20 protein-coding genes are annotated in these 23,987 nt (G+C 71.5%); 9 read left to right on the top strand and 11 right to left on the bottom strand.

Annotated elements, in window-relative coordinates:
* Position 1: 1 nt before the first annotated feature.
* Positions 2–319 (bottom strand): hypothetical protein, encoded by a 318-nt coding sequence (locus tag HNR67_RS40830; RefSeq protein ID WP_185008999.1) that lies wholly within the window; start codon positions 317–319, stop codon positions 2–4.
* Positions 320–350: 31 nt separating this feature from the next.
* Positions 351–4,307, bottom strand: a complete 3,957-nt coding sequence (gene eccCa, locus HNR67_RS40825; RefSeq protein WP_185008997.1) for a type VII secretion protein EccCa — start codon at positions 4,305–4,307, stop codon at positions 351–353.
* 165 nt (positions 4,308–4,472) lie between these two features.
* Here eccCa and HNR67_RS40820 point away from each other — a divergent pair, with 165 nt between their 5' ends.
* A complete protein-coding gene (locus HNR67_RS40820; protein ID WP_185008995.1) occupies positions 4,473–4,778 on the top strand; it encodes a WXG100 family type VII secretion target in 306 nt (101 codons plus the stop codon).
* A gap of 31 nt (positions 4,779–4,809) precedes the next feature.
* The gene (locus HNR67_RS40815; protein WP_185008993.1) at positions 4,810–5,115 is read left to right on the top strand and encodes a WXG100 family type VII secretion target; all 306 of its coding nucleotides are present in this window, start codon (positions 4,810–4,812) and stop codon (positions 5,113–5,115) included.
* 54 nt (positions 5,116–5,169) lie between these two features.
* Here the strand turns inward: HNR67_RS40815 and mycP are convergent, their stop codons facing one another.
* Positions 5,170–6,462, bottom strand: a complete 1,293-nt coding sequence (gene mycP / locus HNR67_RS40810; protein WP_185008991.1) for a type VII secretion-associated serine protease mycosin — start codon at positions 6,460–6,462, stop codon at positions 5,170–5,172.
* Between the two features lie 121 nt (positions 6,463–6,583).
* Here mycP and HNR67_RS40805 point away from each other — a divergent pair, with 121 nt between their 5' ends.
* On the top strand, positions 6,584–6,937 hold the full coding sequence (locus HNR67_RS40805) for a YbaB/EbfC family nucleoid-associated protein (protein WP_185008989.1): 354 nt from the start codon (positions 6,584–6,586) through the stop codon (positions 6,935–6,937).
* Here HNR67_RS40805 and HNR67_RS40800 read toward each other — a convergent pair.
* The 6 genes from HNR67_RS40800 to HNR67_RS40775 form a co-directional block, all read right to left on the bottom strand.
* Positions 6,934–7,455 (bottom strand): hypothetical protein, encoded by a 522-nt coding sequence (locus tag HNR67_RS40800; protein WP_185008987.1) that lies wholly within the window; start codon positions 7,453–7,455, stop codon positions 6,934–6,936. The genes HNR67_RS40805 and HNR67_RS40800 overlap by 4 nt on opposite strands.
* A gap of 53 nt (positions 7,456–7,508) precedes the next feature.
* Entirely contained in the window at positions 7,509–9,590 is a 2,082-nt protein-coding gene (locus HNR67_RS40795; protein ID WP_185008985.1) for a transglutaminase family protein, read from the bottom strand.
* Positions 9,587–10,729, bottom strand: a complete 1,143-nt coding sequence (locus HNR67_RS40790) for a DUF58 domain-containing protein (RefSeq protein WP_185008983.1) — start codon at positions 10,727–10,729, stop codon at positions 9,587–9,589. The genes HNR67_RS40795 and HNR67_RS40790 overlap by 4 nt, the downstream gene beginning before the upstream one ends.
* The gene (locus tag HNR67_RS40785) at positions 10,714–12,552 is read right to left on the bottom strand and encodes a fibronectin type III domain-containing protein (RefSeq protein WP_185008982.1); all 1,839 of its coding nucleotides are present in this window, start codon (positions 12,550–12,552) and stop codon (positions 10,714–10,716) included. Before HNR67_RS40785 ends, HNR67_RS40790 begins: the two co-directional genes overlap by 16 nt.
* Before the next feature lie 50 nt (positions 12,553–12,602).
* The gene (locus tag HNR67_RS40780; protein ID WP_185008980.1) at positions 12,603–13,091 is read right to left on the bottom strand and encodes a beta-class carbonic anhydrase; all 489 of its coding nucleotides are present in this window, start codon (positions 13,089–13,091) and stop codon (positions 12,603–12,605) included.
* A gap of 235 nt (positions 13,092–13,326) precedes the next feature.
* The gene (locus tag HNR67_RS40775; RefSeq protein WP_185008978.1) at positions 13,327–13,596 is read right to left on the bottom strand and encodes a DUF2631 domain-containing protein; all 270 of its coding nucleotides are present in this window, start codon (positions 13,594–13,596) and stop codon (positions 13,327–13,329) included.
* Positions 13,597–13,801: 205 nt separating this feature from the next.
* Here HNR67_RS40775 and HNR67_RS40770 point away from each other — a divergent pair, with 205 nt between their 5' ends.
* From HNR67_RS40770 to HNR67_RS40755, 4 genes are read left to right on the top strand one after another with little or no spacing between them, the layout of a single operon-like run.
* Positions 13,802–14,962: an ABC transporter ATP-binding protein gene (locus HNR67_RS40770; RefSeq protein ID WP_185008976.1), complete on the top strand. Its 1,161-nt coding sequence runs from the start codon at positions 13,802–13,804 to the stop codon at positions 14,960–14,962.
* Positions 14,959–16,116: a polyamine ABC transporter substrate-binding protein gene (locus tag HNR67_RS40765; protein WP_185008973.1), complete on the top strand. Its 1,158-nt coding sequence runs from the start codon at positions 14,959–14,961 to the stop codon at positions 16,114–16,116. Before HNR67_RS40770 ends, HNR67_RS40765 begins: the two co-directional genes overlap by 4 nt.
* Complete coding sequence (locus HNR67_RS40760) at positions 16,113–16,961, top strand: ABC transporter permease (RefSeq protein WP_185008971.1); 849 nt, start codon at positions 16,113–16,115, stop codon at positions 16,959–16,961. The genes HNR67_RS40765 and HNR67_RS40760 overlap by 4 nt, the downstream gene beginning before the upstream one ends.
* Positions 16,958–17,770, top strand: coding sequence for an ABC transporter permease (locus tag HNR67_RS40755; protein WP_185008969.1), 813 nt, complete (start codon positions 16,958–16,960; stop codon positions 17,768–17,770). Before HNR67_RS40760 ends, HNR67_RS40755 begins: the two co-directional genes overlap by 4 nt.
* A 913-nt stretch (positions 17,771–18,683) precedes the next feature.
* On the opposite strand, the gene HNR67_RS40750 is transcribed toward HNR67_RS40755, so the two are convergent.
* A complete protein-coding gene (locus HNR67_RS40750; protein ID WP_185008967.1) occupies positions 18,684–19,271 on the bottom strand; it encodes a TetR/AcrR family transcriptional regulator in 588 nt (195 codons plus the stop codon).
* A 54-nt stretch (positions 19,272–19,325) separates the two neighbouring features.
* Between HNR67_RS40750 and HNR67_RS40745 the strand changes: the two genes are divergently transcribed.
* The gene (locus tag HNR67_RS40745; RefSeq protein WP_185008965.1) at positions 19,326–20,864 is read left to right on the top strand and encodes an MFS transporter; all 1,539 of its coding nucleotides are present in this window, start codon (positions 19,326–19,328) and stop codon (positions 20,862–20,864) included.
* An 84-nt stretch (positions 20,865–20,948) separates the two neighbouring features.
* Here HNR67_RS40745 and HNR67_RS40740 read toward each other — a convergent pair whose 3' ends face one another.
* Positions 20,949–21,269, bottom strand: coding sequence for a hypothetical protein (locus HNR67_RS40740; RefSeq protein ID WP_185008963.1), 321 nt, complete (start codon positions 21,267–21,269; stop codon positions 20,949–20,951).
* 233 nt (positions 21,270–21,502) lie between these two features.
* On the opposite strand from HNR67_RS40740, the gene HNR67_RS40735 reads away from it, so the two are divergent.
* A complete protein-coding gene (locus HNR67_RS40735) occupies positions 21,503–23,920 on the top strand; it encodes an immune inhibitor A domain-containing protein (RefSeq protein ID WP_312989242.1) in 2,418 nt (805 codons plus the stop codon).
* Positions 23,921–23,987 lie beyond the last annotated feature (67 nt).

Below are 23,987 nucleotides of genomic sequence, written 5' to 3'. Positions count from 1 at the left end.
CTCACCCGGTCCGCTCGCCGGTCGGCATCTGGCGGGCGCTGTCGCGGTCCTGGCCCGAGTACTCCTCGGCCGCGCCGACGGCCAGGCCCTTGTACGCGGCATAGCCCTGGTCCACCGCGGTGGTGAACGCCTCGACCTTGGTCACCGCCTCGGTGTGCGCGGTGCCGAACGCGGTGCCTTCCGCCATACCGCCGCTGGGTCCCTGGGCGCTGGCGGTGCCCGCGGCGCGGACCGCGGTGAAGTCCGGTTGACGCAGTTGCTCGGCGAAATCGCGCATCGCGCTGATCCGGCCGTTGATGTGCCCCGGTGGTGCGGACATCTGGATCTCCCCTCTCGGATGGGTGTGCGGCTCAGGCCTCGCCGGGCGGCAGCCAGGCGAGTTGGACCAGGCGGGCCGAGTCGCGGCGGTCGACCAGCCAGCCGCGGCCGGGCGGCAGCTTCTCCGCCTTCAGCCCGCCCAGCAGCGGTCCCTCCTCCTTGTCCCCGGACAGCAGGAGGCCGGGCGAACCGACATCGCGGAGCCTGGTGAAGAACTGCTCGAACATGGCCCGCCCGGCCCCGCCGGTGCGCCGGGCCAGCACCACGTGCAGGCCGACGTCGCGGCCCTGCGGCAGGTAGTCCAGCAACGGCAGCATCGGGTTGTCGTACTGGCTGGCGACCAGGTCGTAGTCGTCGACCAGCACGAAGATCTCCGGGCCCTTCCACCAGCTCCGGGTGCGCAGCTGCTCGGGCGTGATGTTCTTGCCCGGCAACCGTTCGGTCAGCGCGGTGGCGGCCTCGTTCATCAGCCTGCCGGTGGTGGCCTTGTCGGTGCCGTAGCCGAGCAGGTAGGGCGCGCCGACCTCGCCGAGCAGGCCGCGGCGGTGGTCGATCAGCACGATCCGGGCCTGCTCCGGCGTCATCGTCTCCTGGATGCGGCGGGCCAGCACCCGCAGGAACCCGGTCTTGCCGGACTCCGGGCCGCCCAGCAGCAGGTGGTGCGGATCGGCCTGGTAGTCCCAGTGCACCGGCGCGAGATCGCGTTCGGCGATGCCGGTGACCAGCCGGTTCTGCTCGTCCATGGCGATCAGGTCCGGGTAGGACAGGCTGGCAGGCAGCATCCGGACCTTGGGCGCGCGCGGACCGTGCCAGCCGCGGGCGATGCCGCTGACCAGCTCGGCCACCCCGGCAGGCAGATCGCGTGGATCGTTGCCGCCGTCGATGCGCGGCAGCGCGAGCAGCAGCTGGTGCTTGCCCATGCTGACGCCGCGGCCGGGCGCGTTCTCCGGCACCATGCTCGCGCTGGCCCGGTCGACCATGGTGTCCAGCGGATCGCCGAGGCGCAGCTCGATCCGGCTGCCGAACAGGTCGCGGATGTTGGGGCGCAGGTCGAAGGAGCGGCCGCAGGCGGCGAGCACGTGGACGCCGTAGGACAGCCCGCGCGCGGCGATGTCGGCGACCGGGTCCTCCAGGTCCTCGAACTCCTTGCGCAGCGTGGCCCAGCCGTCCACCACCAGGAACACGTCGCCGTGCGTCTCCTCGGCGAACCGGCCGGCCGCGCGCAGCCTGCGGAACTCGGCCATGCCGTCGATGTCGTGCTCGGCGAAGAGGCGTTCCCGGTGGGTCAGCGCGGTGACCACCTCGGCCACCGTGCGCCGCACCGCACCGCCGTTCTGCCTGCCGGCGACCCCGCCCACGTGCGGCAGGCCGGTGAGCGTGCCGAGGCTGCCGCCGCCGAAGTCCAGGCAGTAGAACTGGACCTCGCGCGGGGTGTGGGTGAGCGCCAGGCTGGTGATCAGGGTGCGCAACGCGGTGCTGCGGCCGCTGTGCGGGGCGCCGACGACCAGGGCGTGCCCGGTCGCCGCGGACAGGTCCAGCACCAGGTGCTCGCGGCGCTGTTCCAGTGGCCGGTCCACGATCCCGGCCACCGCGAGCAGTCGCCCGGCCAGCCGTGGTTCGGTGATCCCGAGGCCGCGGATCGGGTCCTCGACCGGGGTGCCGAGCAGCTGGTCCAGGGACGGTGATTCGGCCAGCGGCGGCAGCCAGACCTGGTGCGCTGGCACGCCTTTGCCCTCGAACCGCTCCACCAGCACGTCCAGCAGGCTCTCGCCTACGCCCTCGTCCGGGTCCTCGGGCGCGGTCGGCACCGGGGTGGCGTCGGCGGGCGGGGCGAGGTAGGCGGTGGAGTAGGCCATCAGCCGCGGCGCACGCGGACCGACGCCGATCGAACCCGCCTCGGCGCGGCGGTGCACGCCGGAGACGTAGGCCGAGCGGAACCGCATCATCGGCTCGGTGCCCGACTTCAGGAAGCCGTGCCCTGGCGCCCTGGGCAGGGCGAAGGCATCACCGACACCCAGCACCACCCGGCTTTCCGCCTCGGAGAAGGTGCGCAGCCCGATCCGGTAGGACAGGTAGGTGTCCAGGCCGCGCAACCGGCCCTCCTCCAGCCGCTGGCTGGCCAGCAGCAGGTGCACGCCCAGCGCCCGGCCGATCCGGCCGATCTGCACGAACATGTCGATGAAGTCCGGTTTGGCCGAGAGCAGCTCGCTGAACTCGTCGCACACCACCAGCAGCGTGGGCACCTCGGGCAGCGGCGCACCGGCCGCGCGGGCCTTCTCGTAGTCGCGCAGCGAGGAGAAGTTGCCTGCCGCGCGCAGCAGTTCCTGGCGGCGGATCAGCTCGCCGTTGATGGCGTCGGTCATCCGGTCGACCAGCGGCAGTTCCTCGGCCAGGTTGGTGATCACCGCGCTGGTGTGCGGCAGCCGGTCCAGCTTGGTGAAGGTGGCCCCGCCCTTGAAGTCGATCAGCGCGAAGTTCAGCGAGCTGGGCGGGTGGGTCACCGCCAGCGCGAGCACCAGGGTGCGCAGCAGTTCGCTCTTGCCCGCGCCGGTGGCGCCCACCAGCAGCCCGTGCGGGCCCATGCCGTCCTGCGCGGACTCCTTGAGGTCGATCTCGATCGGGGTGCCGTCGGCGCGCACGCCGAAGCGGATCCGCAGCTTGTCCCGGTTGGGCCGCTGCACCCAGGTGCGGGTCGGGTCGAACAGGTACGGGTCGCCGATGTCGAGCAGTTCGGCCAGGCCGAGCGAGGCGCTCAGCGGCTGCTCGCCCCGGCCGCCGTCCGCGCCGCGCAGCGGGGAGAGCTGGCGGGCCAGGCCCTCGGCGGCGACCGCGTCCAGCTCGTCGGCCACGCCCAGCTCGGTCTCGCCGTCAATGGTCTCGCTGGTCAGCGTGCCGTCCTCGGCCACCTCCAGCACCACCGCGGCCCGGTCCAGCGCACGCGGCGGCAGCGTGGTCAGGTCGAGCACGGTGACGCCCTCCACGCCGCCACCGGTCATCAGGTGGTCCGAGCCGACGGTGGAGCCGCCGTCGATGACCACCACCAGGTGCGGTTCACCGCCGGGATGCCCGGCCTCCGGGTCGAACCGGCGGCGCTGGGCGAGCAGGTCCTCCAGCATCGCCTCGATCCCGGGCACGGTCGGCGCGACCAGTCGCAGCGGGCCCAGCGCGTCGGTCTTCTCCGGGTGCAGCGCGTGCGGCAGCCACTTCACCCACTCCCAGTCCGGCCGCTCGTCCCGGCCCGCGCAGACCGCGATCCGCAGGTCCTCCGGGGTCTGCAGGGTCGCCAGCGAGGCCACCATGGCCCTGGCCAGCCCGACCACCCGGTCGCTGTCGCCACGCAGGTGGATCCGGCCGAACCCGGTGACCGCGATGGCCAGCGGCAGCCCCGGAATGGCGGCGAAGGTGCTGATGAACCGGCGCAACGCCAAGGCGGACAACGGTTCCAGCTGTTCCAGCGGTTTGGTGTCCGGTGCGATGATCGCGGTGGACAGGCTCTGCGCGCCCGCCCCGATCCGGGCCACCGCGAAGTCCGGGTCGTCCCGGCGGCGCTCCCACAGCCGGTAGCTCGCGGCCACCGACCACAGCGCCCTCGGTTCGGGGTGCAGGTAGGCCAGCGCGTCCCGCTGCCGGTGCGCGGTGCGCCGCACGCGCAGCCGGTGCTGGGCCAGTCCACGCAGGTAGGAGCGGCGGGCCAGGCCCATCTCGCGTTTGCTGGGGCCGCCGCCGGTGACGAAGGTCATCACGATCATGCCGACCGCGGCCACCCCGAACAGGCCGAGCACGACGTAGCGCAGCGTGCCGGCGGCCGAACCGGAGAACAGCAGCACGGACGCGCCGAGCACGGCGATCATCGGCAGCATCATCAGCGCCTGCTGCCACTGCCTGCCGGTGGGCGCCGGGATCTCCGGCGGCGCCTCGATGACCAGCTCACCAGAGGGCAGCTCGGGCGCGGGTCTGCGCTGCGGCCGCCGCACCACGATCGTCGCCACGGATTCCTCCTTCATCGGCTGGGGAATCCGATCGTCCTGGAATGCGTGGGCCGGGAAATGGCCATGGCAGGAAGGTGCCGTGACCGCCGTGCGCGGGCGCTGTTCGCTTTAGCGTCAGGTCGACCGGAATACACGGCATTGGCCGTCCGATTGAGGGGAGCCCGCATGTCAGGGCAAATTCACGGTGCGGTAAGCGGAATCGCGCAGACCGGTACCGCGGCCACGAACATCGCGCAGAGCATCGACGGTCACCGGCAGCGGGCCACCGCCCAGGCCGACGCGCTCAGCGGCGCCTGGGAGGGACAGGCCAAGGTCAGCTTCGACCAGGCCTTCGACAACTGGGTGACCGGGGTGCAGCGGGTGGTGGCCTCGCTGACCGAGCTTGGCGAGAACGTCACCTTCGCCTCGCGCACCTACGAGCAGCAGGACCAGGACTCCGCCAGCGGTTTCGCCGGATTGACCTCGCACTGATCTGATCGCGTTCTGAACAGGGGAGCAGGAAATGGTAGACATCGTTCGCGGAAACTTTCAGCAGCTCGAGGGATTCGCCCAGCAGTTGTTGAGCACCATCAACCAGATTCAGTCCGAGATGGACCAGATGGCCCAGGCCGCCGGAATCACCGGTTCGGACTGGACGGACACCGGTGGTGGCGAGTTCGGCGGTGTGCACGATGCCTGGAAGGCGGTCAGCCAGCAGCGCCAGGAGCTGGTCGAGCAGATCCGCTCGGGCGTGACGAACACCAACTCGAACCTGCAGACCGCGTTGCAGCAGTCCATCTCGCGGATCGGCAGCACCTCGATCGGCTGACCTCGGCACCCAGGCCCCGGTCCGCGCCAGCGGCGGACCGGGGCCTTTCGCGTGTCAGCGTTCCACCGGCGGGGGCGGCAGCAGGAAGACCTGCTCGGGCAGTTCCTCCCGGACCGGGGTGGCGGGCAGTGCGGCGGCGGTGCCGGCGGCCCAGCCCCGGCGGCGGCCGCGCGGCAGCACCACCGCGATCAGCACCGCCAGCAGGGCCACGCCCACGGCCGCCGCGGCGCCGATCCCGGCCCGCTCACTCGCGTTCCGCCACCAGGCTTCCGCGCTGAGCCGGGCCACGTCCGGCGCGGGATGGGTCAGCGGCGGCAGCGGCGCCGGGGCCACCGCGGACAGTCCGTCGGTGACCGCGCGATACGGGTCGACCACGCCCGCGCCGTAGCCGGGACTGCCCTTGCCGCCACGTGCCGGGGTGGCGGTGGCCAGCAGCCGCCGGGTCACCTCGGCCGCGGACAGCTCCGGCCAGCGGGCCCGCACCAGCGCGGCGGTCCCGGCCACGAACGGCGCGGCGAAACTGGTGCCGGTGAAGTAACTGTGCCCGCCCGCGCGGGTGGGGCCGAGCACGCCCGCCCCCGGCGCGACCAGGTCCACGAAGTCGCCGAGCTGGGAGGAGGGCAGCTTCGCGCCGTCGATGTCGATCGCGCCCACCCCGAGCACGCCGGGGTAGGCGGCCGGGTAGGAGGGCCGCCAGGCGAACTGGCTGTCCGGCTGGTGGTTCCCGGCCGCGGCCACCACCAGCACGTCCTTGCTGACCGCGTAGGCCACCGCGTCCCGGATGTGCCCGTTGTCCACCGGCCCGGACACCGACAGGTTGAGCACCTTGACGCCCTGGTCCACCGCCCACCAGATGCCGCGGGCCAGTACCACCGGGTCGATCGCGGCCGCGCCGCCGTTGTCGGTCAGGTCCCGGTCGCTGACCCGCACCGGCAGGATCCGCGCGCCCGGCGCGATGCCGCGGAACCCGATCCGGTCCGCCTCGCCCGCCGCGATGATCCCGGCCACCGCGGTGCCGTGCGAGACGCAGTCGAAGTTGCCGGGCAGTCCGCCGAGGTAGTAGAAGTCCCTGCCCCGCGACACTTTCGCCGCCAGCTGCGGGTGGTCGGCGTCCACCCCCGAGTCCACCACGGCCACCGTCACCCCGGCCCCGTCGCTGAACGGCCAGGCCCGGTCGGGGGCGAGAACCTGTTGGGCCCACGGCAGTTGCGCGATCTCCGGCCGGGCAGGCGTCGGGTTGTGGCAGGTGCCGGGCGGCGGCGCGGCCAGGGCGAGCCCGCCGCCGGCGCCGAGGCCGAGCAGCGTGGCCGCCAGGAAAACGGTGGCGTGCAGGCGAATGCGTCCCATCCTGTGATGGTCCGGCTCCGCGCCCATGTGTGGCCGGGCCTGGCCGCAAGCTGTCAGCGCGCGCCGGATCCTGTTGCGCCGCAGCACACTTGGCCTCTCGAACCCGGCGCAGGAGGCGGCAATGACCGATCAGGGGATCCAGCAGCTCGCGGACTCGGTGCGCAGGCTGCGCGCGGGCATGCGGGACATCACCGGCACCGCCGACTCACCGGACGGGCTGATCAGCGCGACTGTCGGCGCCCGCGGTGAGCTGCTGGAACTGGAGCTGAACCCGCGGGTGTACCGGCAGCCCGATTCGGAGCTGCTGGCCGCGGACATCGTGGAGACCATCCAGCGCGCGGTGGCCGCGGCCCAGCGGGAGGTCTTCGAGCTGGTCAAGGAGTTCCTGCCGACCGATGCCGACCCGGCGACCACCGACCTGGACTTCGACCCGTTCCTGCACAGCGTCTCGGACCAGCCGAGAACCTGGGTCTAGGCCGGGCCCAGCCGGATGACCGCGACCCCGTCGCGCACGGCCACGACCTGCGTGCGCATGCCGTTGGTGGTGATCCACCCGCCGGTCCCGGCGACCGCGAAGATCATCGCCGGGGCGCCCGCGGTGGCGCCGACCAGCGAGCAACGCACGCCCTGGTCGCAGTTGAACTCGATCCGGCCGCCGGGGAAGGTCAGGTTCAGCGTGACCGAATCCGCCTCGATCGCGGTCACCCGCACCGTGCCGGTCTGCTGCTTGACCAGGTTGATCGTGGCCGGTTTGTCCAGCCGCACCTCGCAGGCCGCGTCCGTGCAGGCGCGCAGGTTGCCGCCGTCCGCGGCCGCGGTGGGCAGCGGCGCGGGTGGTGGCGGAGGCGGCGGGGTGCTGCTGGAACTCGGCACGGCAGTGCTTGTGGCGACGGGCGTCGTCGAGGAGGCGGCCGGGGCGGGCGCGGGCGAGGCGCAGCCGCCCAGCAACAGCGCGGCGACGCCGGCCAGCACGGGGAAACAGGTTCGGTTCACCGCCTCATGCTGGCCAGGCCGCCCACCGGATGGGGCGGCCTGGCCGGAAGCTGTCAGGCGGTCCGCGGATCGAATGCCGCGCGCAGCCGGTCGCGGAGGGAACCGTTGCGGGACAGGCTCTTGCGCACCTGCCGCTCGGCGTCCCAGGCCCGGTCGGTCAGCTCGGCGGTGGCCGGTCCGCCGGACCACAGCGCGGTGTCCACGGTCCCGGCCAGCAACCGCAGCGTGTCCACGGTGAACCGGTCGGCCAGCGGTGCGGCCGCGCCGGCCAGATCGCGCACGGTCATGCCGGGGGTCACCGGGATCCGGAAGGCCCGCAACCGGTCCCGCACCTCGGCCACCGCGCCGGTGACCGCGGCCGCGCCGGTGGCCCGCCGTCGTCGCCAGCGGCGCAGCAGCCGCCACAGCGGCACGCCTGCCAGCCACAGCACCGGCAGCGCCAGCACCAGTCCGAGCAGCGACCACCACAGCCACTGCCAGCCGCCGCCCGCCGATTCCTCTTCACCGGCAACGGTTCCGGACGCGGGCAGGTCGGGGTTGCGCAGGTCCGCGGGCGCGGGCAGCTTCTGCCTGGCCGCCTTGGTCAGGTCGGCCAGGCCGCCGCTGTTGGGGTTGTCGTCCCTGGCCGCGGTCCTGGTCGGGTCCAGCGGCACCCAGCCGAAGCCCTGCACCGCGACCTCGGGCCAGGCCAGCACATCCCGGTTGCGCACCGTCCGCCGTCCGTCCGCGGCGGCGGTGGCCGGTGCGGCGAAGCCGACCGCGACCCTGGCCGGGATGCCCAGCAGCCGGGCCAGCGCGACGTAGGCGGTGGCGAACTGCTCGCTGGTGCCTTCCTTGTCCTCCAACAGGAACTTCCGGATCTGCTGCCAGCCGTGCCCGGTCGGCAGGTCGGTGCTGGTGGACACCCGGTAGTTCTCGGTGAGGTAGCGCTGCAGCTGCAGGGCGGACTGGAAGGTCGCGCGCAGTCCCCTGGTGGCCTCGGTGGCCAGTTCGGCCACGCCGGGCGGGATCTCGCCGATGTCCTCCCGCCAGCCGGGCACCTCCGGGTCGATCGCCGCGTCCAGCAGCCCCTCGGACTTGGGGTCCCACCAGGCGATCCGGTAGTTGGTGACGCCGCCGGGGCCGAACAGCATGCCGCTGTCCGGACCCACCAGGGGATCCAGCCCGGCCACCGCGGCAGGCCATGGCTGGCTGGGCAGCCAGCGCCCGCTGGCCGGCAGCGTGGTGATGTCGGCTTCCCGGCGTTGCGGGTCGAGCAGTCCTGGCGGCGGCGCGAGTTCGGCGCCCAGCCGCTGGAAGTACTCGTCGGGCCGCCAGTTCACCCCGTCGAAGTGGGGCAGCACCACCGTGGTCCAGCGGTCCACCTTGGCCGAGCCGGTGTAGGAGAACACCGCCAGGTCCCCGCTGCGCAGCCGGGCCGCGATCTCGTCGAGCGGACTGGCCGTCGGCGCGGGCGGCAACGGCGTTGGCCGCTCCTGCCTGAGCGAATAAGCCGGTCTCCCCAACGGATCCGCCACCACCGCGAGCCCCGATCCGGCCACCGCGGCGGCGATCACCGCGGCCAGCGCCACCGGGCGCACCCGCCCGCGCACCAGGGTCAGCACCCCGGCGGCGGCGTAGCCCAGCGCGGCGGCCACCGCGAGTCCTTCCGGCGCCGGCGCGTAGAGCTGGCTCAGGCCCAGCACCGCCGCACTCGGCAGCAGCGCGGGCAGCGGACCGCGGGCCCGGTGCGCGAGTTCGATGCCGAGCAGTCCGGCGCCCAGCACCAGCAGCGGCACGAACAGCAGCAGCTCCGGATCGGGCCTGGCAGGCCAGGTCGAGTCCAGCGCCAGCTGCCAGGAGTCGACCAGCCCGGCGCCCAGCGCGGCCAGGGTGTCCCCGGTCGGCAACCCGGCCAGCGTGGTCGGGAACAGCTCGGTCTGCACGATGCCCAGCAGTCCGGCCACGCCGAGCAGCAGCGGCCGCCACGGCGTCAGCGCCGGGAACCGCGCCACCAGCTCGCTGCCCGCGGCCAGCACCAGGGTGACCACCAGCACCGAGGGCAGCAGCACGGCGAGCCCGAACACCGGCGCGAACAGCAGTCCGGCCACCGCACCGGCCAGCAGCACCCCGGCCAGGGTCTGCCGCTCGCTCATCCGGTCACCGCGTTCCACCGGCGCACCGCCGCGGCCGCGTCCACCGCCTGGATCACCCGTCCGGCCGGGACCGGCACCACGGATTCGCCCAGTGCCACCACGGTGGTCGCCGGGTACCGCGCCCGCAGCCGGGCCAGCGCACTCGACTCGTCCAGCGTCACCCCGGTCACCACGACCAGCGCGCCGTCCCGGCTCCGGGACTGGGCCAGCGCGGGCGGGGCCAGCGCGGACGCGGTGTCCTGGGGCAGTTCGCACAGCTCGTCGAGCAGTCGCCGCGCCGCCGCCGGACCGTCCGAAGTGGACAGATCAACCCCGCCGGGGGTGACCAGCCGACAGCGCTGACCGCCGAGCGCGGCCGCGTGCAGCACCGAGGCGGCCACCTCCACCGCCTCCTCGAAGCCTTGCGCGGACAGCGATTCCGCCCTGGTGTCCAGCAACAGGGTGAGCCTGGGCTGGTCCGGATCGGCGTACTGGCGCACCATCAGCCGCCCGGTGCGCGCCGCCGCCTTCCAGTGCAGATGCCGGACCTCGTCGCCGGGCTGGTACTCGCGGACCTCGCGCAGGTCCAGCGAACCGTGCAGGTCCTCGGCCACCCGGCCCTCGTGGTGGTGCCGGGGCGTGCCGCGCACGGCCAGCCGCAGCGGGTGCCGCCGAGGGTGCACCCACACGATGGCCGCGGTGCCGGTGGACAGCGTGCCGCGGGCCAGGCCCAGCGGATCGGTGCGTTCCAGCACCAGCGGTCCCACCGGCAGCCGCCCGCGCTTCCGGGTGGACAGTTCGTAGTGGTAGCTGGCCTCGGTGCCCGGCGGCAGCGCGTTGACCCGCACCTCGTGCACGCCCTCGCCGAGCCGGTCGCCCGCGGTGAACGCGACCTGCCGCCGGGTGCCGGGGTTGCGCACCAGCAACCGGGCCAGCGCCGGGCGGCCGCGTTCGACCCGGTCCGGGTAGACCTCCCTGGTCACCGCCACCTTCGGCCGCCGCACCACCAGCGCCAGCGCCGCGCCGACCGCACCCGCGCACAGCCCGCCGAGCGCGCGCAGCAGCGGATGCCCGGCGAGCACCCCGGCGATGAGCAGCAGCACCGCGAACACCAGCACGGCGACGCCACGCCGGGTCAGCCTGGTCACTGACTCACCCATCTGATCGTGTTGGACTGCACGCCGTCCGCGCGCACCCACACGTTCTTGCCGACCTGGCAGAAGTGGAACGCCTGGAAGGTCACCGTGCCGTTCGCGTCGGTTCGCTCGGTCCGTCCCTCATTGCTGTAGTGGTCGCTGTCGGAGTACGGCTTGACCAGGTACGAGGTGTTCGGCGCGAACCCGCGCAGGGTCACCCGCATCAGCGCGCTGTGCGGAAGGTGCGTGCAGTCGTTCTTGTACAGCTCCGGCCTGCCCCGGCTCAGGTCGATCGAGCGGGTCGGCCTCGGCGCCGCCGGTGTCGCCCGGGACTGCGCGCCCGGCCCGCGCCCGGCCGGGTTCTCCGCCACCACGGTCACCGTGTACGCGGTCCCGTTGGCCAGCCCGCTGATCACGTTGGAGCGCGCCCCGCCACCGACCCGGACCGACGAGCCGCCCGCGCTGGAGGTCCAGGACACGTGGTAGGCCGACACCGCGGCCCCGTTGTTCGCGGCCGCACCCCAGTTCACCGTGAGCTGCCCGTTGCCCGCGGTGGCCCGCACCCCCGGTGGCGCGCCCGGCGGACTGGCCGGGGTGACCGGGCGATCGGCGTTGGTCCGCGCGGCCGCCGTGGTGCTGCGCCGGGGCGGGTCCTGCCGCGGCGGGGGCAGGGCGCGGGAGCTGGGCGGGCCCTGCACGTTGGTCAGGCTGGGCTCGGCTGGCGGCGGCTGCGGCGGCTTGCCGCTGGTGCTGATCCGCTCCTTGGTGATCGGCACCGGGGTGACCTTGCCGTCGTGGTCCACCGCGACCACGTGCGAGCCGTCCACGTTGTCCACGTACACCCGGGAGTCCTCGCCCCGGCTGACCCTGACCGCGCCCGGCGGCACCGGCGTGGACTGCACATGGGTGCCGTCGCCCTTGTAGGTGAGCACCGAGTTGCGGGTCTTGTCCACCACGACCACCCGCTGCCCTGAGGACTCCACGTCGGTGTACTCACCCGCGGGCAGGCTCACCACCCTGGTCTCCCCGGCGGGCCTGCTCCGGTCCAGGCCACCGGCGTCCACCAGCAGGAACCGCTTGCCCGCCGGGTCGAGCACGGCGATCCGCCCGTCCACGTCGGTGCTGGCGGGCCGCGCGGTCGGCGGCAGGTCGGCGCCCACCTTGATGCCCTCGTCCAGCGGGCCCTCGCCGACGGTGTGCACGGTGTCGGCGGTGGTGTCGAGGAACACCGGCTGGTCGGCGACCACGGTCAGCGAACCGGCGTGCCCCTTGGGCGCGCTGGCCGGGCAGGCCAGCCGGGTGGCCTCCTTGCCCAGCTTGCAGATCGAACCGGTGTCGGTCAGGTGCACCCACACGGTGCCGTCCGCGGTGGCCACCGGCTGACCCACCGGGCCGTCGGTGGACACCTCACCCGCGTTGCGCCCACCCAGCCGGGAGATCTTGCCCGCCTGCCGGAACACCAGGTACGGACCGCCGGTGACCTGCAACGGAACCGGCGCCTCGGTGATCGTCGGCAGCTGGGTGGTCTTCTCCACCCGCAGCGTGGACTTGCTGAACTCGACGACCTGCCGCTGCAGGATGATGAAGCCACTGCTGCTGCCCTGCACCACCTGACTGCCCGCTGGCACGTCCGGCGCGGACACCTGGGCGTCGATCGCCCCGGTCGCCCCGTTGAGGTGGTAGATCCCGCCGAGCACCGCGTTGTGCACCCAGTGCCCGTTCTGCAGGAAGTCCGCCCCGCCCTGCGGGGTGGCCGCGCCGGTCAGCGCCACCACCACCGCACCTGTCACGGTCAGCGCGGTCAGTGCGATGGGCACGCGCCCGTGACCGATGCCCCTCGGCTTCATGGGCAGCACCTTAGGCCGAGGGGCTACACGGGCGGTTCACGGTCGATATATCAGACGACCTCGTTCAGCTTCCCGGTCGCGACGTCGAAGACGAACCCGCGCACCGAGTCCGTGTGCGGGATGTACGGGCTGTTCTTGATCCGCGCGATGGACTGCCGCACGTCGGTGTCCAGATCGCTGAACGCCTCCGCCGCCCAGGACGGCTTGACCCCGGTGTCCTCCTGGATCGAGGCCTTGAAGGCGTCGTCGGTGAAGGTCAGCATCCCGCAGTCGGTGTGGTGGATGAGGATGATCTCGGTGGTGCCGAGCAGCCGCTGGCTGATCGCCAGCGAGCGGATCTCGTCCTCGGTGACCACGCCACCGGCGTTGCGGATGACGTGCGACTCGCCCTCCTTGAGGCCGAGCACCCGGTAGACGTCGATCCGGGCGTCCATGCAGGCCAGCACGGCCAGGCCGCGGGCGGGCGGCAGCGGCAGCGGGCCGGTGAAGGCAGCGGCGTAGGCGGCGTTGTGCTCGAGCAGTTCGTCGGTGACCGACATGGGTGGTGATCCCGTTCTGTGCGTGGCGAGGGGGCGACACGAACGGACCGGCCACGCGCGGAAGAGGACAACGGACCCCATCGGGCGCGTGGCCTACCTACAGAACTGGTCGAACAGGCGGCAGCGTCGGCTGGGCCAGAACGGCTCGAGCACGACGTCCATGACAGCAGGGAACCGTCTCATGCGGACATGCGCAAGAGATGGTTACCGCGTTCCGAGGAGTGGGACGCGGCGGTCAGTTCCGCCAGGAGGTGCGGTCCTTGATCTGCCAGCGGATCAGCGCACCGGCCATGAACACCGCGGTCAGGATGAGGTAGACGTCCTCGTTCCAGCCGGTGTGGTTGCCGATCAGCATGCCGAGGATGGCCACGACGGAGAACCAGCCCGTGATCTTGGTGGCGCGCGGGAAGTGCCCGTGCCAGCCCCACTCGACCGAGGGTTCGTCGTGCGTGTCGAGGGCAGCGCCGGTCCGCTTGTCCAGCTCCGTGCCAGGGGCGGTAGCCACGATCGTTCCCTCCACGCCAACAAGTAGGTCGTCTACATGCCCATCGTCGCACACGGGGCCTCCGGACTCACGCCGGGCACGTTTTCCGGGGATCGGCCCTGCTCTATTACGCTGACCTCCCGCGTGCCCAGCCCGCCGCCGGGCACGTCCTCGCCCCTATCCCGCCGCCCCGACCGGGGCACCGCTGTGCCTGGAGGTCCTCGGATTGACCGCTGAGTTCCACCCCGTCGAAGCGCGCACCCCGGACACCTACGCCCCGGTCGCGGTCGGGATCCACGGGGTCACCCGCCGATTCGCCGACCAGGTCGCTGTCGACGGCGTGGACCTGCGGGTGCACGAGGGCGAGTTCTTCTCCGTGCTCGGCCCCTCCGGCTGCGGCAAGACCACGCTGCTGCGGATGATCGCCGGTTTCGCCGACCCGGACGCCGGGCGGATCGAGCTGGACGGGGTGTCCATGGTCGGCGTGCCGCCCTACCGGCGCGATGTGAACACCGTCTTCCAGTCCTACGCGCTGTTCCCGCACCTGAGCGTGTGGGACAACGTGGCCTACGGGCTGCGCCGCAAGAAGCTGCGCGGCGCGGAGCTGAGACAGCGGGTCGGCGAGCACCTGGAACTGGTGCAGCTGTCCGGGTTCGCCCGGCGGCGGCCGGCCCAGCTCTCCGGCGGGCAGCAGCAGCGGGTGGCCATCGCCCGCGCGCTGGCCGCCCAGCCCCGGCTGTTGCTGCTGGACGAGCCGCTGGGCGCGCTGGACGCCCAGCTGCGCAAGCAGATGCAGATCGAGCTGATGCGGATCCAGCGCGAGGTCGGCACCACCTTCCTCTACGTCACCCACGACCAGGAGGAGGCGCTGGTCCTCTCGCACCGGATCGCGGTGCTCAACGCGGGCCGGGTGGAGCAGGTCGGCTACCCGGAGGACGTCTACGAGCGGCCGGCGACCCGGTTCGTGGCCGGGTTCATCGGCACCTCCAACATCCTGGACGCCACCGTGTCCGGGTCGGCCGACGGCTGGCTGGAGCTGACCGCCCCCGGCGTCACCCGGCTGCGCGCGCAGGCCGGCGAGCGCGCCCTCGGGCACGGCGAGCCGGTCGCGGTCACCGTGCGGCCGGAGAAGCTGCACCTCTACGACCTCGACGGCGCCGAGCAGCCGCCGACGGGCTGGTGCGCGCTGGAGGGGACCGTGCTGGACGTGGTCTACACCGGCCTGTCCACCCAGTACGTGATCGACGTGCCCGGCGGCGGCCAGCTGGTCGCCTTCGTGCAGAACACCCGCCGGATCTCCGACGCGGGCACGCCTGGGCAGCCGGTGCGGCTGGCCTGGGATCCGGAGTACACCGTTGTCCTCGGCGAGCAGGGGAAGAGGCCATGACCAAGCAGGTGCGGATCGCCCGGTTGTGGGACACCGACAGCCCGCGGGTCACCCGCCGCAGCATGCTGCGCTCGATGGCCTTCTTCGCCGTGGCCGCCCAGGGGCTCGCTGCCTGCGGCATCGGCGAGGCCCCCGGCGGCGGGCCCAGCGGCGCGCCGGAGCCGAGCAAGGTCAAGGCGAGCAACGCCAAGGACGAGAAGCAGCTCAACTTCTACAACTGGACCGACTACATCGCGCCGGACACCCTCAGCGGGTTCGAGGCCGACTCGGGCATCAAGGTCACCTACGACAACTTCAGCTCCAACGACGAGATGGAAGCCAAGATCGCTTCCGGCGGCGCGGGCTATGACCTGGTGGTGCCCAGCGACAACTTCCTGCGCCGCTTCCGCCGCGCCGGACTGCTCCAGCCGCTGGACCACGACCTGATCCCGAACCTGGGCAACCTGGACAAGCGCTTCGCCGAGGCCGACTACGACCCAGGCAACCGGTTCTCCGCGCCGTGGGCCTGGGGCACAACGGGTCTGGCCTACTCCAAGAAGACCCTGGGCACCTTCACCGGGTTCGGCGCCTTCGACCACCCGGCGATCAAGGGCCGCAGCTCGATCCTGGACGAGGCCCGCGACGGCATGTCGCTGGGCCTGCTCGCACTGGGCCACGACCCGAACACCACGGATACCGCCAAGATCGACGAGGCGGTGAAGTACCTGCTGGCGCTGAAGAAGAAGATCGGCCAGATCACCTCGGACGTGATCCAGCCGCTCAGCTCCGGCCAGGTGGTGCTGGCCCAGGTCTACTCCGGCGACGCCTTCCAGGCCCGCGACGACAACGCCGACGTGGCCTACGCCATCCCCACCGAGGGCGGACTGTCCTATGTGGACCTGTTGTGCGTGCCCAAGAACGCCCCGCACGCGGCCAACGCGCACCGGTTCATCGACTACATCCTGCGTGCCGACGTGGGTGCCAAGCTGGCCAACGCGGTCCGCTACGGCAGTCCCAACGCCGCCGCCAAGCCGATGATCGAGAAGGAGTTGCTGGAGGACCCGCTGGTCTACCCCTCGGTCGAGGCGCTGGCCAAGCTGCCCTTCACCAAGGACCTGGACCGGGAGGTCGAGGCCCGCTACGCCGATGCGTGGACCAAGGTGAAGACGGGGTGAGCGGGCGGCTGGCCGCGCAGCTCAAGCGGCACGCGCTGCTCTCCCCGGCCGGGCTGTGGCTGGCCCTGTTCCTGCTGGCCCCACTCGCGCTGGTGGTGCAGTACAGCTTCGCCACCCGCGACACCGGCGTCACCCACGTGGTCCTGCCCTGGACCAGCCAGGCATATCGCAGTGCCCTGGACCCGGCCTTCCTGCCCATCTTCGGCCGCACCCTGCTCTACGCGTTGGCCACCACCGCCGTCTGCCTGCTGCTGGGCTTTCCGCTGGCCTGGTTCATCGCCCGGCACGGCGGCCGCTGGCGCACCGCGTTGCTGGCCGCGGTACTGGTCCCGTTCTGGTCCTCCTACCTGGCCCGTATCTACGCCTGGAAGGCCCTGCTGGACGACGACGGCCTGGTCAACCAGGCTCTCGCCGTGATCGGCCTCAACGCCGACGGCGGCTTCCTGCGCACCGACGGCGCGGTGATCCTCGGCCTCAGCTACGGCTTCCTCCCGTTCATGGTGCTGCCGCTCTACGTGGCCTGCGAACGCTTCGACCACCGCCTGGCCGAGGCCAGCTACGACCTGGGCCACGGCCGGATCTCCACCTTCTGCCGGATCGTGCTGCCCGGCGTGGCGCCCGGCGTGCTGGCCGGTTCACTGCTGGTGCTGGTCCCCGCCGCCGGCGATTTCGTCACCCCGAAACTCCTCGGCGGGGTGGACCAGTCCACCTTCGGCAGCGTCATCGACGACCAGTTCCGCAGCGGCAACAACTGGCCCCTCGGCTCGGCCATGGCGGTCCTGCTGCTGGTGCTGGTCGTCGTCGTGCTCGTGCTGCGCGGCAGACGAGGGGAGGACGTCCTGTGAGACGCCCCTGGAAACTCGGCCTCGCGGTGGCCCTGATCTTCGCCTTCCTCTACCTCCCCATCGGCTGGCTGGCCCTGGCCTCCTTCAACGACTCAGCGCAGGTCAGCCGAATCACCGGCTTCAGCACCCGCTGGTACACCGCCCTGGCCGAAGACGACCGAGTCCTCACCGCCCTCGGCCTGACCCTCCGCCTGGCCTTCACCAGCGCGGCGGTCTGCGTCCTACTCGGCACCCTGGCCGCCTTCGGCCTCCGCAAAGCCTTCCGCGGCCGAGCAGTCTGGACGGTCCTGCTCACCCTGCCCCTGGTGGTCCCCGAGGTGGTGATGGGCATCAGCCTGCTCGCCTTCTGCGTCAAACTGGCAGGCATCCCCCTAGGCTTCGGCGCCCTGCTGGCGGCTCACGTCGCCTTCTCCCTCAGCTTCGTGGTCGTAGTAGTCCGAGCCCGCCTCGCAGGCATGGACCCCCGCCTGGAAGAAGCCGCCGCCGACCTGGGCGCACCCCCCTTCACCGCCTTCCGCACCGTCACCTGGCCCCTGGTCGCCCCCGCGGTGGCCGCAGGAGCCGCCTTCGCCTTCCTGCTCTCCTTCGACGACGTGGTCATCTCCAGCTACCTGGGCGACGCGGGCTCCACCACCCTCCCCGTCTTCATCTACGGCCAAGCCAGCAAACGAGGCATCTCCCCAGAAATAGTCGCCCTCTCCACCGCCATGGTCGCCACCAGCGCCCTACTCCTACTGGCAGGCGTGGCAACAGCCTCCTGGCGAGCCCGAAAAGCAGGCACCCACCTAAACCTCACCCAATCCCACTAACCCCACCCGCCCCACAACGGCCAACACCCCGTACAACAACGGCCAACACGCGGTACAAGAACGGCCAACACGCGGTACAAGAGCGGCCAACACGCCGGGAGGGGTTCGGGTTTGAACCCCTCCGCGCGTGTTGGCCGTTGTCGTACCCAGTGTTGGCCGTTCTCGTACGCCACGTTGGCCGTTCTTGTACGCCTTGGGCGATTGCGGCCGGGCGAAGCCCGAACAGGCAGCCGGGGTGGCTTTTCAAACCCCACCCGAGCGGTTCCCCCATCCCCGTCAGCCTGGAGAGGACACACCACATCCCGGGCGCGCAGACCGCAACCTGCCGCCGCCCTAGCTTCCCAACCGCAACGGTCTGCGTGCCCGGGATGTGGTTTGGTATCGGAAGGCTGACGGGGATGGGGGAACCGTACGAGCACTGCTCTTGCTCTTTGCTCTTGTCTTTGATTTCCCCCCCCCATCCTTTGATTTCTGCCCGTCCGGCGAGGACGATCTTGATCTTGATTTTCGTTCGGGTACCTCAGCACCAGAGGCCACAAGCGCAAAGATCAAGAGCGGAAAAGATGGCCTCGCCGGCCGGGCAGACCACCGGAGGGGGGAGGGCAAGTCAAGAGCCGGGCAAGCAGGTTGCGGGGCGGGGTTTGTGTTGCCGGGGCCGGTTCCAGCGTGGCTCCGAGGGCTCGCGTGTTCTCCGCACGGCCTTCCGCAAGCCAACCACACCTCACCGAGCGGCCCCCGTTGCGGATTCGTGGGCAGGCGGCGGCAGGTTGCAGGGGCCACTCGGCGAGGCGCGGTCAGCAAGCTCCAGGCCGTACGGAGAACACGCGAGAACCCTCGTCGTGGGGGTCTACCCCCCAACCCCAACCCCCGGCCTGCGGCCGTACGACAACGGCCAACACGCGTGCTGGCAGGCTCAGGTCTGGGCGTCGGCTTCCAGGGCGGTGGCGAGTTTGCGTAGACCTACCGCCAGATCCGCCGAGCGAGGGGCGCGGGTCGGATCCACCATCGTCTGCAAGGTGAGTCCGGCCGCGATGGCCAGCAGCAGTGAACCCAGGGTGTCCGCGTCCCCCTGTTCCACCTCCGTCAGCGGAATCCCGTTGAACTCGGCGATGAACTCCTGGCGCTGCGCCTCGTAGAGCCCCTTGAGCACCTCCATCACCTGCGGATGGCGGACGCCGACCAGGAACGCCTCCAGGGTGGCCCGCCACAGTTCCGGTTGTTCGGTGGACGAGGTGATCACCTGCTGCCAGGTGGCCTCCAGGCGTTGCATCACGGGGGCCTCCGGGGGGACCGGCATGGCTCGTTCCACCTCGGCGGTGGTTTCGGTGAGTGCCTCGATCAGGGCCTGGGTCAGCAGTGCCTCCTTGGAGCCGAAGTGGTACCCGATGCTGGCGAGGTTGGTCCCGGAGGCGGCGACGATGTCCCGCGCGGTGGTGCGCGTGTAGCCGCGCTCCAGCAGGCAGCGCTTGGCCCCGGCCAACAGATCTTCACGGTGTCCCACGCCGCCATCCTAGGATCTATACAAACGTATTAGACATACGTATATTTCAGCGCTATGACCGATTTGTCTGACCGCGCGGGGGTGCGGCAGTGGCTGGGCCTGGCGGTGCTGGTGCTTCCGGCCCTGCTGGTGGCCATGGACCTGTCCGTACTGCTGTTCGCGGTGCCGTTCCTGTCCGCCGAACTTCAGCCGTCCGGGGGACAGCTGCTCTGGATCATGGACGTCTACGGCTTCCTGCTGGCCGGCCTGCTGGTGACCATGGGCACCCTGGGCGACCGCATCGGACGCCGGAAGTTGCTGCTGGCCGGGGGAGTGCTCTTCGGGCTGGCCTCGGTGCTGGCCGCGAACGCCACCAGCCCGGAACTGCTGATCGCCGCCAGGGCGCTGCTCGGCGTCGGCGGCGCCACCCTGGCCCCGTCCACCCTCGCGCTGATCCGCGCGATGTTCGCCGACCCGGCCCAGCGGGCCACCGCGGTCTCGGTCTGGACCGCGGCCTTCGCCGGTGGCGCGGTGCTCGGGCCGGTGCTCGGCGGGCTGCTGCTGGAGAACTTCCACTGGGGGACCGCGTTCCTGGTCAACGTGCCCGCGATGGCCTTGCTGGTACTGCTCGGCCCGGTGCTGCTGCCCGAGTCCCGCGACCCCGCACCCGGCCGGTTCGACCTGGTCAGCGCGCTGCTCTCACTGCTGGCCATGCTGCCGGCGATCTACGGGATCAAGCGGATCGCCGCCGACGGCCTGAGCTGGCTCCCGGTCACCGCGATCCTGCTCGGCCTGGCTTTCGGGCTGTGGTTCCTGCGCCGCCAGCGCCGCCCTGACCCGCTGCTGGACCTAGACCTGTTCCGCGTCCCCGGCTTCGGCGTGGCCATCCTGGCCGCCACGTTGACCCTGTTCGCCATCGGCGGCATCACCCTGTTCACCGCCCAGTACCTGCAGACCGTGCTCGGCTACCGGCCCTTCATCGCCGCGCTCTGGGGCCTGCCGGTGTTCGCGGGCATGGCCATCGGCACCGCGTTCGGCCCGGCGCTGGCCCGGCGGTACCGCCCCGGCCTGGTCATCGCGGCCGGGCTGGTGGTCGGCGCGGCCGGTCTGCTCCTGCTGACCACGGTGGGCGCCGACCGCTCCGGACTGCTGGCCGTGGTGGCCGGGATGACCGTGACCGCCACCGGCCTCGGCCTGGTCACCGCGCTGGCCAACGACCTGGTGCTGGCCGCCGCCCCGCCAGGGCGCGCGGGTGCGGCCTCGGCGCTCTCGGAGACCGGCACCGAACTGGGTGGCGCGCTGGGCATGGCCGTGCTGGGCAGCATCGGCATCGGGCTGGTCTACCGCGGTGAGATCACCGGCGCGCTGCCGCCCGGACTGCCCGCCACCGCGGCCGAGGCGGCCATGGCCACCCCGGCGGGCGCGGTCGCGGTGGCCGAGGGACTGACCGGGCCTGCCGGGCCCGCGCTCGCCGAGGCCGCCCGCCTGGCCTTCGTCAGCGGAATGCACGTCACCGCGGCGGTGGCCGCCGCGGTGTTGCTGGCCGCCGCCGGGCTGTGCGCGATCGGGCGGAAAACTGGAGTTCACCAGCCCGATCGGGTGAACACCCAGTAGTGACGGTAAAACTGGGAATCGCGCTGAACAGGCTCTCTGGGCACCCATGCAAAACTGGCAATCCGCGCATGGGTCCAGACCTGTTCAGCGCGCCAGCCGCAGCTTCGCGGTGATCCCAACGACGTCGTCGGCCTTGCTCCGCAGCGCGCTGGCCACATAGCGCGCGCGTTCGGCGGGGGAGTGCAGCCAGCCCGGTGCGGAAGCGCTGTCCAGCACCACCGCGGCCACCGCCGGATCGACCTGGTCGAGCAGCCCCGCAGTGGCTCTGAGCAGGCCCGGTAGCTCCGTAAGGATGCTCACCACCTCCTCCATCGAGGGGTCCCGGCTGCCCCCCTCCGCCACCTGCTGGTGGACCTGCCCGAGCAGGTCACGGGCCTGGCGCACCCGCTGCGCGCTGGCGGTCATCCGGCGACTCCTCATCCGGCGGCACGAGCCGCCTGTGCACTCCGGTTCAAGTCAACCAGTCGATCGGATTGAGCGCCGCCATCCGGGCGCGAGCCAAAAGGCAACTGCTTCATCACGAAGCGTATTGGCCATTTCACCTGGCCGGGATCGCTCGTATGGTTCCTTCCGTTCAACATGCTGTCGGAGCGTCACTGCACACCTGATCTGCTCCGACGCCTGTCACGGGAGGGCACGTGCACAGAAGAATGACCGTCGGGCTGGCCGTGGTGGCTTTGCTCGGCGCGGCGGCGCCTTGGTCCGCCACCGCGGCACCGGCCGCGGACACCAAGACCAAAACCGTGAACGAGGTTGAGGCAGAGCACGAGATGCCCAACCCGCTGGAGGACAAGCGGCGGGCACTGCGCACCGAGGCGCTCACGCAGGTCCTCTCCGGCGAGGCCAAGACCGAGAAGCGCGGCTCCTCGACCGTGGTCAAGCTTGGCGACGCGCCCAAGCAGCAGCCGCAGGTCAACGGCCAGGAGCGGGCGGCCAAGTCGGTCGAGTCCCCCCGGGTCGACCAGTTCGTGGAGCTGGCCAGGGAGAAGACCGACAAGATCTTCGTCATCCTGACCGAGTTCGGCAACGACCGGCACCCGCAGTACCCCGACCAGGACACCCACGCGGCGACTCCTGGCCCGGCCCGCTTCGACGGTCCGCTGCACAACGAGATCCCGGCCCCCAACCGCGGCCAGGACAACGCGACCATCTGGCAGCCGGACTACTCCAAGGACCACTTCCAGAAGATGTACTTCGGCACCGGCGAGAACGTCGAGTCGCTGAAGACCTTCTACGAGCGCCAGTCCTCCGGCCGGTACTCGGTCGACGGCCTGGTCACCGACTGGGTCAAGGTCAAGTACAACGAGGCGCGCTACGGCCGCTCCAACGGTTTCCCGTGCCCGGGTAGCACCTGCAACAACACCTGGGAACTGGTCAAGGACGGCGTGAACCAGTGGGCCGCCGACCGCAAGGCCGCCGGTGAGACCACCGAGCAGATCAAGGCCAAGCTGGCCGAGTACGACACCTGGGACCGGTACGACTACGACGCCGACGGCGACTTCAACGAGCCCGACGGCTACCTGGACCACTTCCAGATCGTGCACTCCGGCGGCGACCAGGCCGACGGCGACCCGCACCAGGGCGAGGACGCGATCTGGTCCCACCGCTGGTACGCCTACAACACCAGCTCCGGCCAGACCGGCCCCGGCTTCAACAAGCGTGGCGGCGCCCAGATCGGTGACACCGGCATCTGGGTCGGCGACTACACCATCCAGCCGGAGAACGGCGGACTCGGCGTGTTCGCGCACGAGTACGGCCACGACCTCGGCCTGCCGGACCACTACGACACCGCCGGACCGGGCGGGGCGTCGGAGAACGGCGTCAACTGGTGGTCGCTGATGGGCCAGAGCCGGGTCTCCCCGGCCAACGAGGGCATCGGCACCCGCGCGGCCGACCTGTCCGCCTGGGACAAGCTGCAGCTGGGCTGGCTGGACTACGAGACCGTGGTCGCGGGCCAGGACAAGCAGCTGGACCTCGGTCCGCACGAGTACAACAGCGACAAGGCACAGGGTGTCGTGGTCGTGCTGCCGGACAAGCAGAAGACCAGCCAGCTGGGCGCGCCCTTCGCCGGCGCCAACCAGTGGTGGAGTGGCCAGGGCGATGACGTCGACAACACCCTGACCAGGGAGGTCGACCTCACCGGCAAGGCCGCGGCGACGCTGAGCCTCAAGGCGCGCTACGACATCGAGGTCGACTTCGACTACGTCTACGCGCAGTACTCCACCGACAACGGGGCCAACTGGACCGCGCTGGACGGCACGCTGGACGGCAAGGCGTTCCCCAAGGACGCCGCGGACAAGCCGGCCATCACCGACACCAGCGGTGGCAAGTGGGTCGACACCCAGATCCCGCTGACCCCCATCGCCGGCAAGAAGGCGCTGGTCCGCTTCCGCTACATCACCGATGGCGGCGTGGCCCCGATCGGCTTCTTCGCCGACGACCTCAAGATCGTCGCCGACGGCCAGACGGTGTTCACCGACGGCGCGGAGAGCGGCAACAACGGGTGGACGCTCAAGGGCTTCCGCACCACCACCGGCACGGAGACCAAGACCTTCGACCACTTCTACGTGGCCACGAACCGGACTTACGCCTCCTTCGACAAGTACATGCAGGTGGGCCCGTACAACTACGGCTGGCCGGCCCGTCCGCGCTGGGCGGAGCGGTTCCCGTACCAGGACGGTCTGCTGATCTCCTACTGGGACACCTCGCAGGTGGACAACAACACCAGCGCGCACCCCGGTGAGGGCCTGATCCTGCCGATCGACGCCAACCCCGACCCGATCTACAACCTCGAGGGTCAGGCCTGGCGGCCGCGCATCGCGGGCTATGACGCACCGTTCTCGCTGCAGAAGTCCGACTCGTTCACGCTGCACGTGAACGGCAAGTCGAGCTACGTGCGGGGGCAGTCCGCCAAGCCGCTGTTCGACGACACCAAGCCCTACTGGTCGGCCGCACAGCCGACCGCGGGCGTGAAGGTGCCGGGCGCGGGCGTCGGCATCCGGGTGCTCCAGCAGGACGGCACCTCGATGAAGATCCGCGTGTTCAGCACCAAGTGAGCCCTGAGCCGGTCCTGACCGGCACCAGGTTGTGAGTTCGGCGACGCCGGGCGGCCAATGGCCCCCG

Origin of the sequence: Crossiella cryophila, from assembly GCF_014204915.1 — a bacterium.
Classification (GTDB): domain Bacteria; phylum Actinomycetota; class Actinomycetes; order Mycobacteriales; family Pseudonocardiaceae; genus Crossiella; species Crossiella cryophila.
The sequence above is the reverse complement of the archived record's forward strand: the minus strand, read 5'-3'. Positions and strand labels throughout refer to the sequence as shown.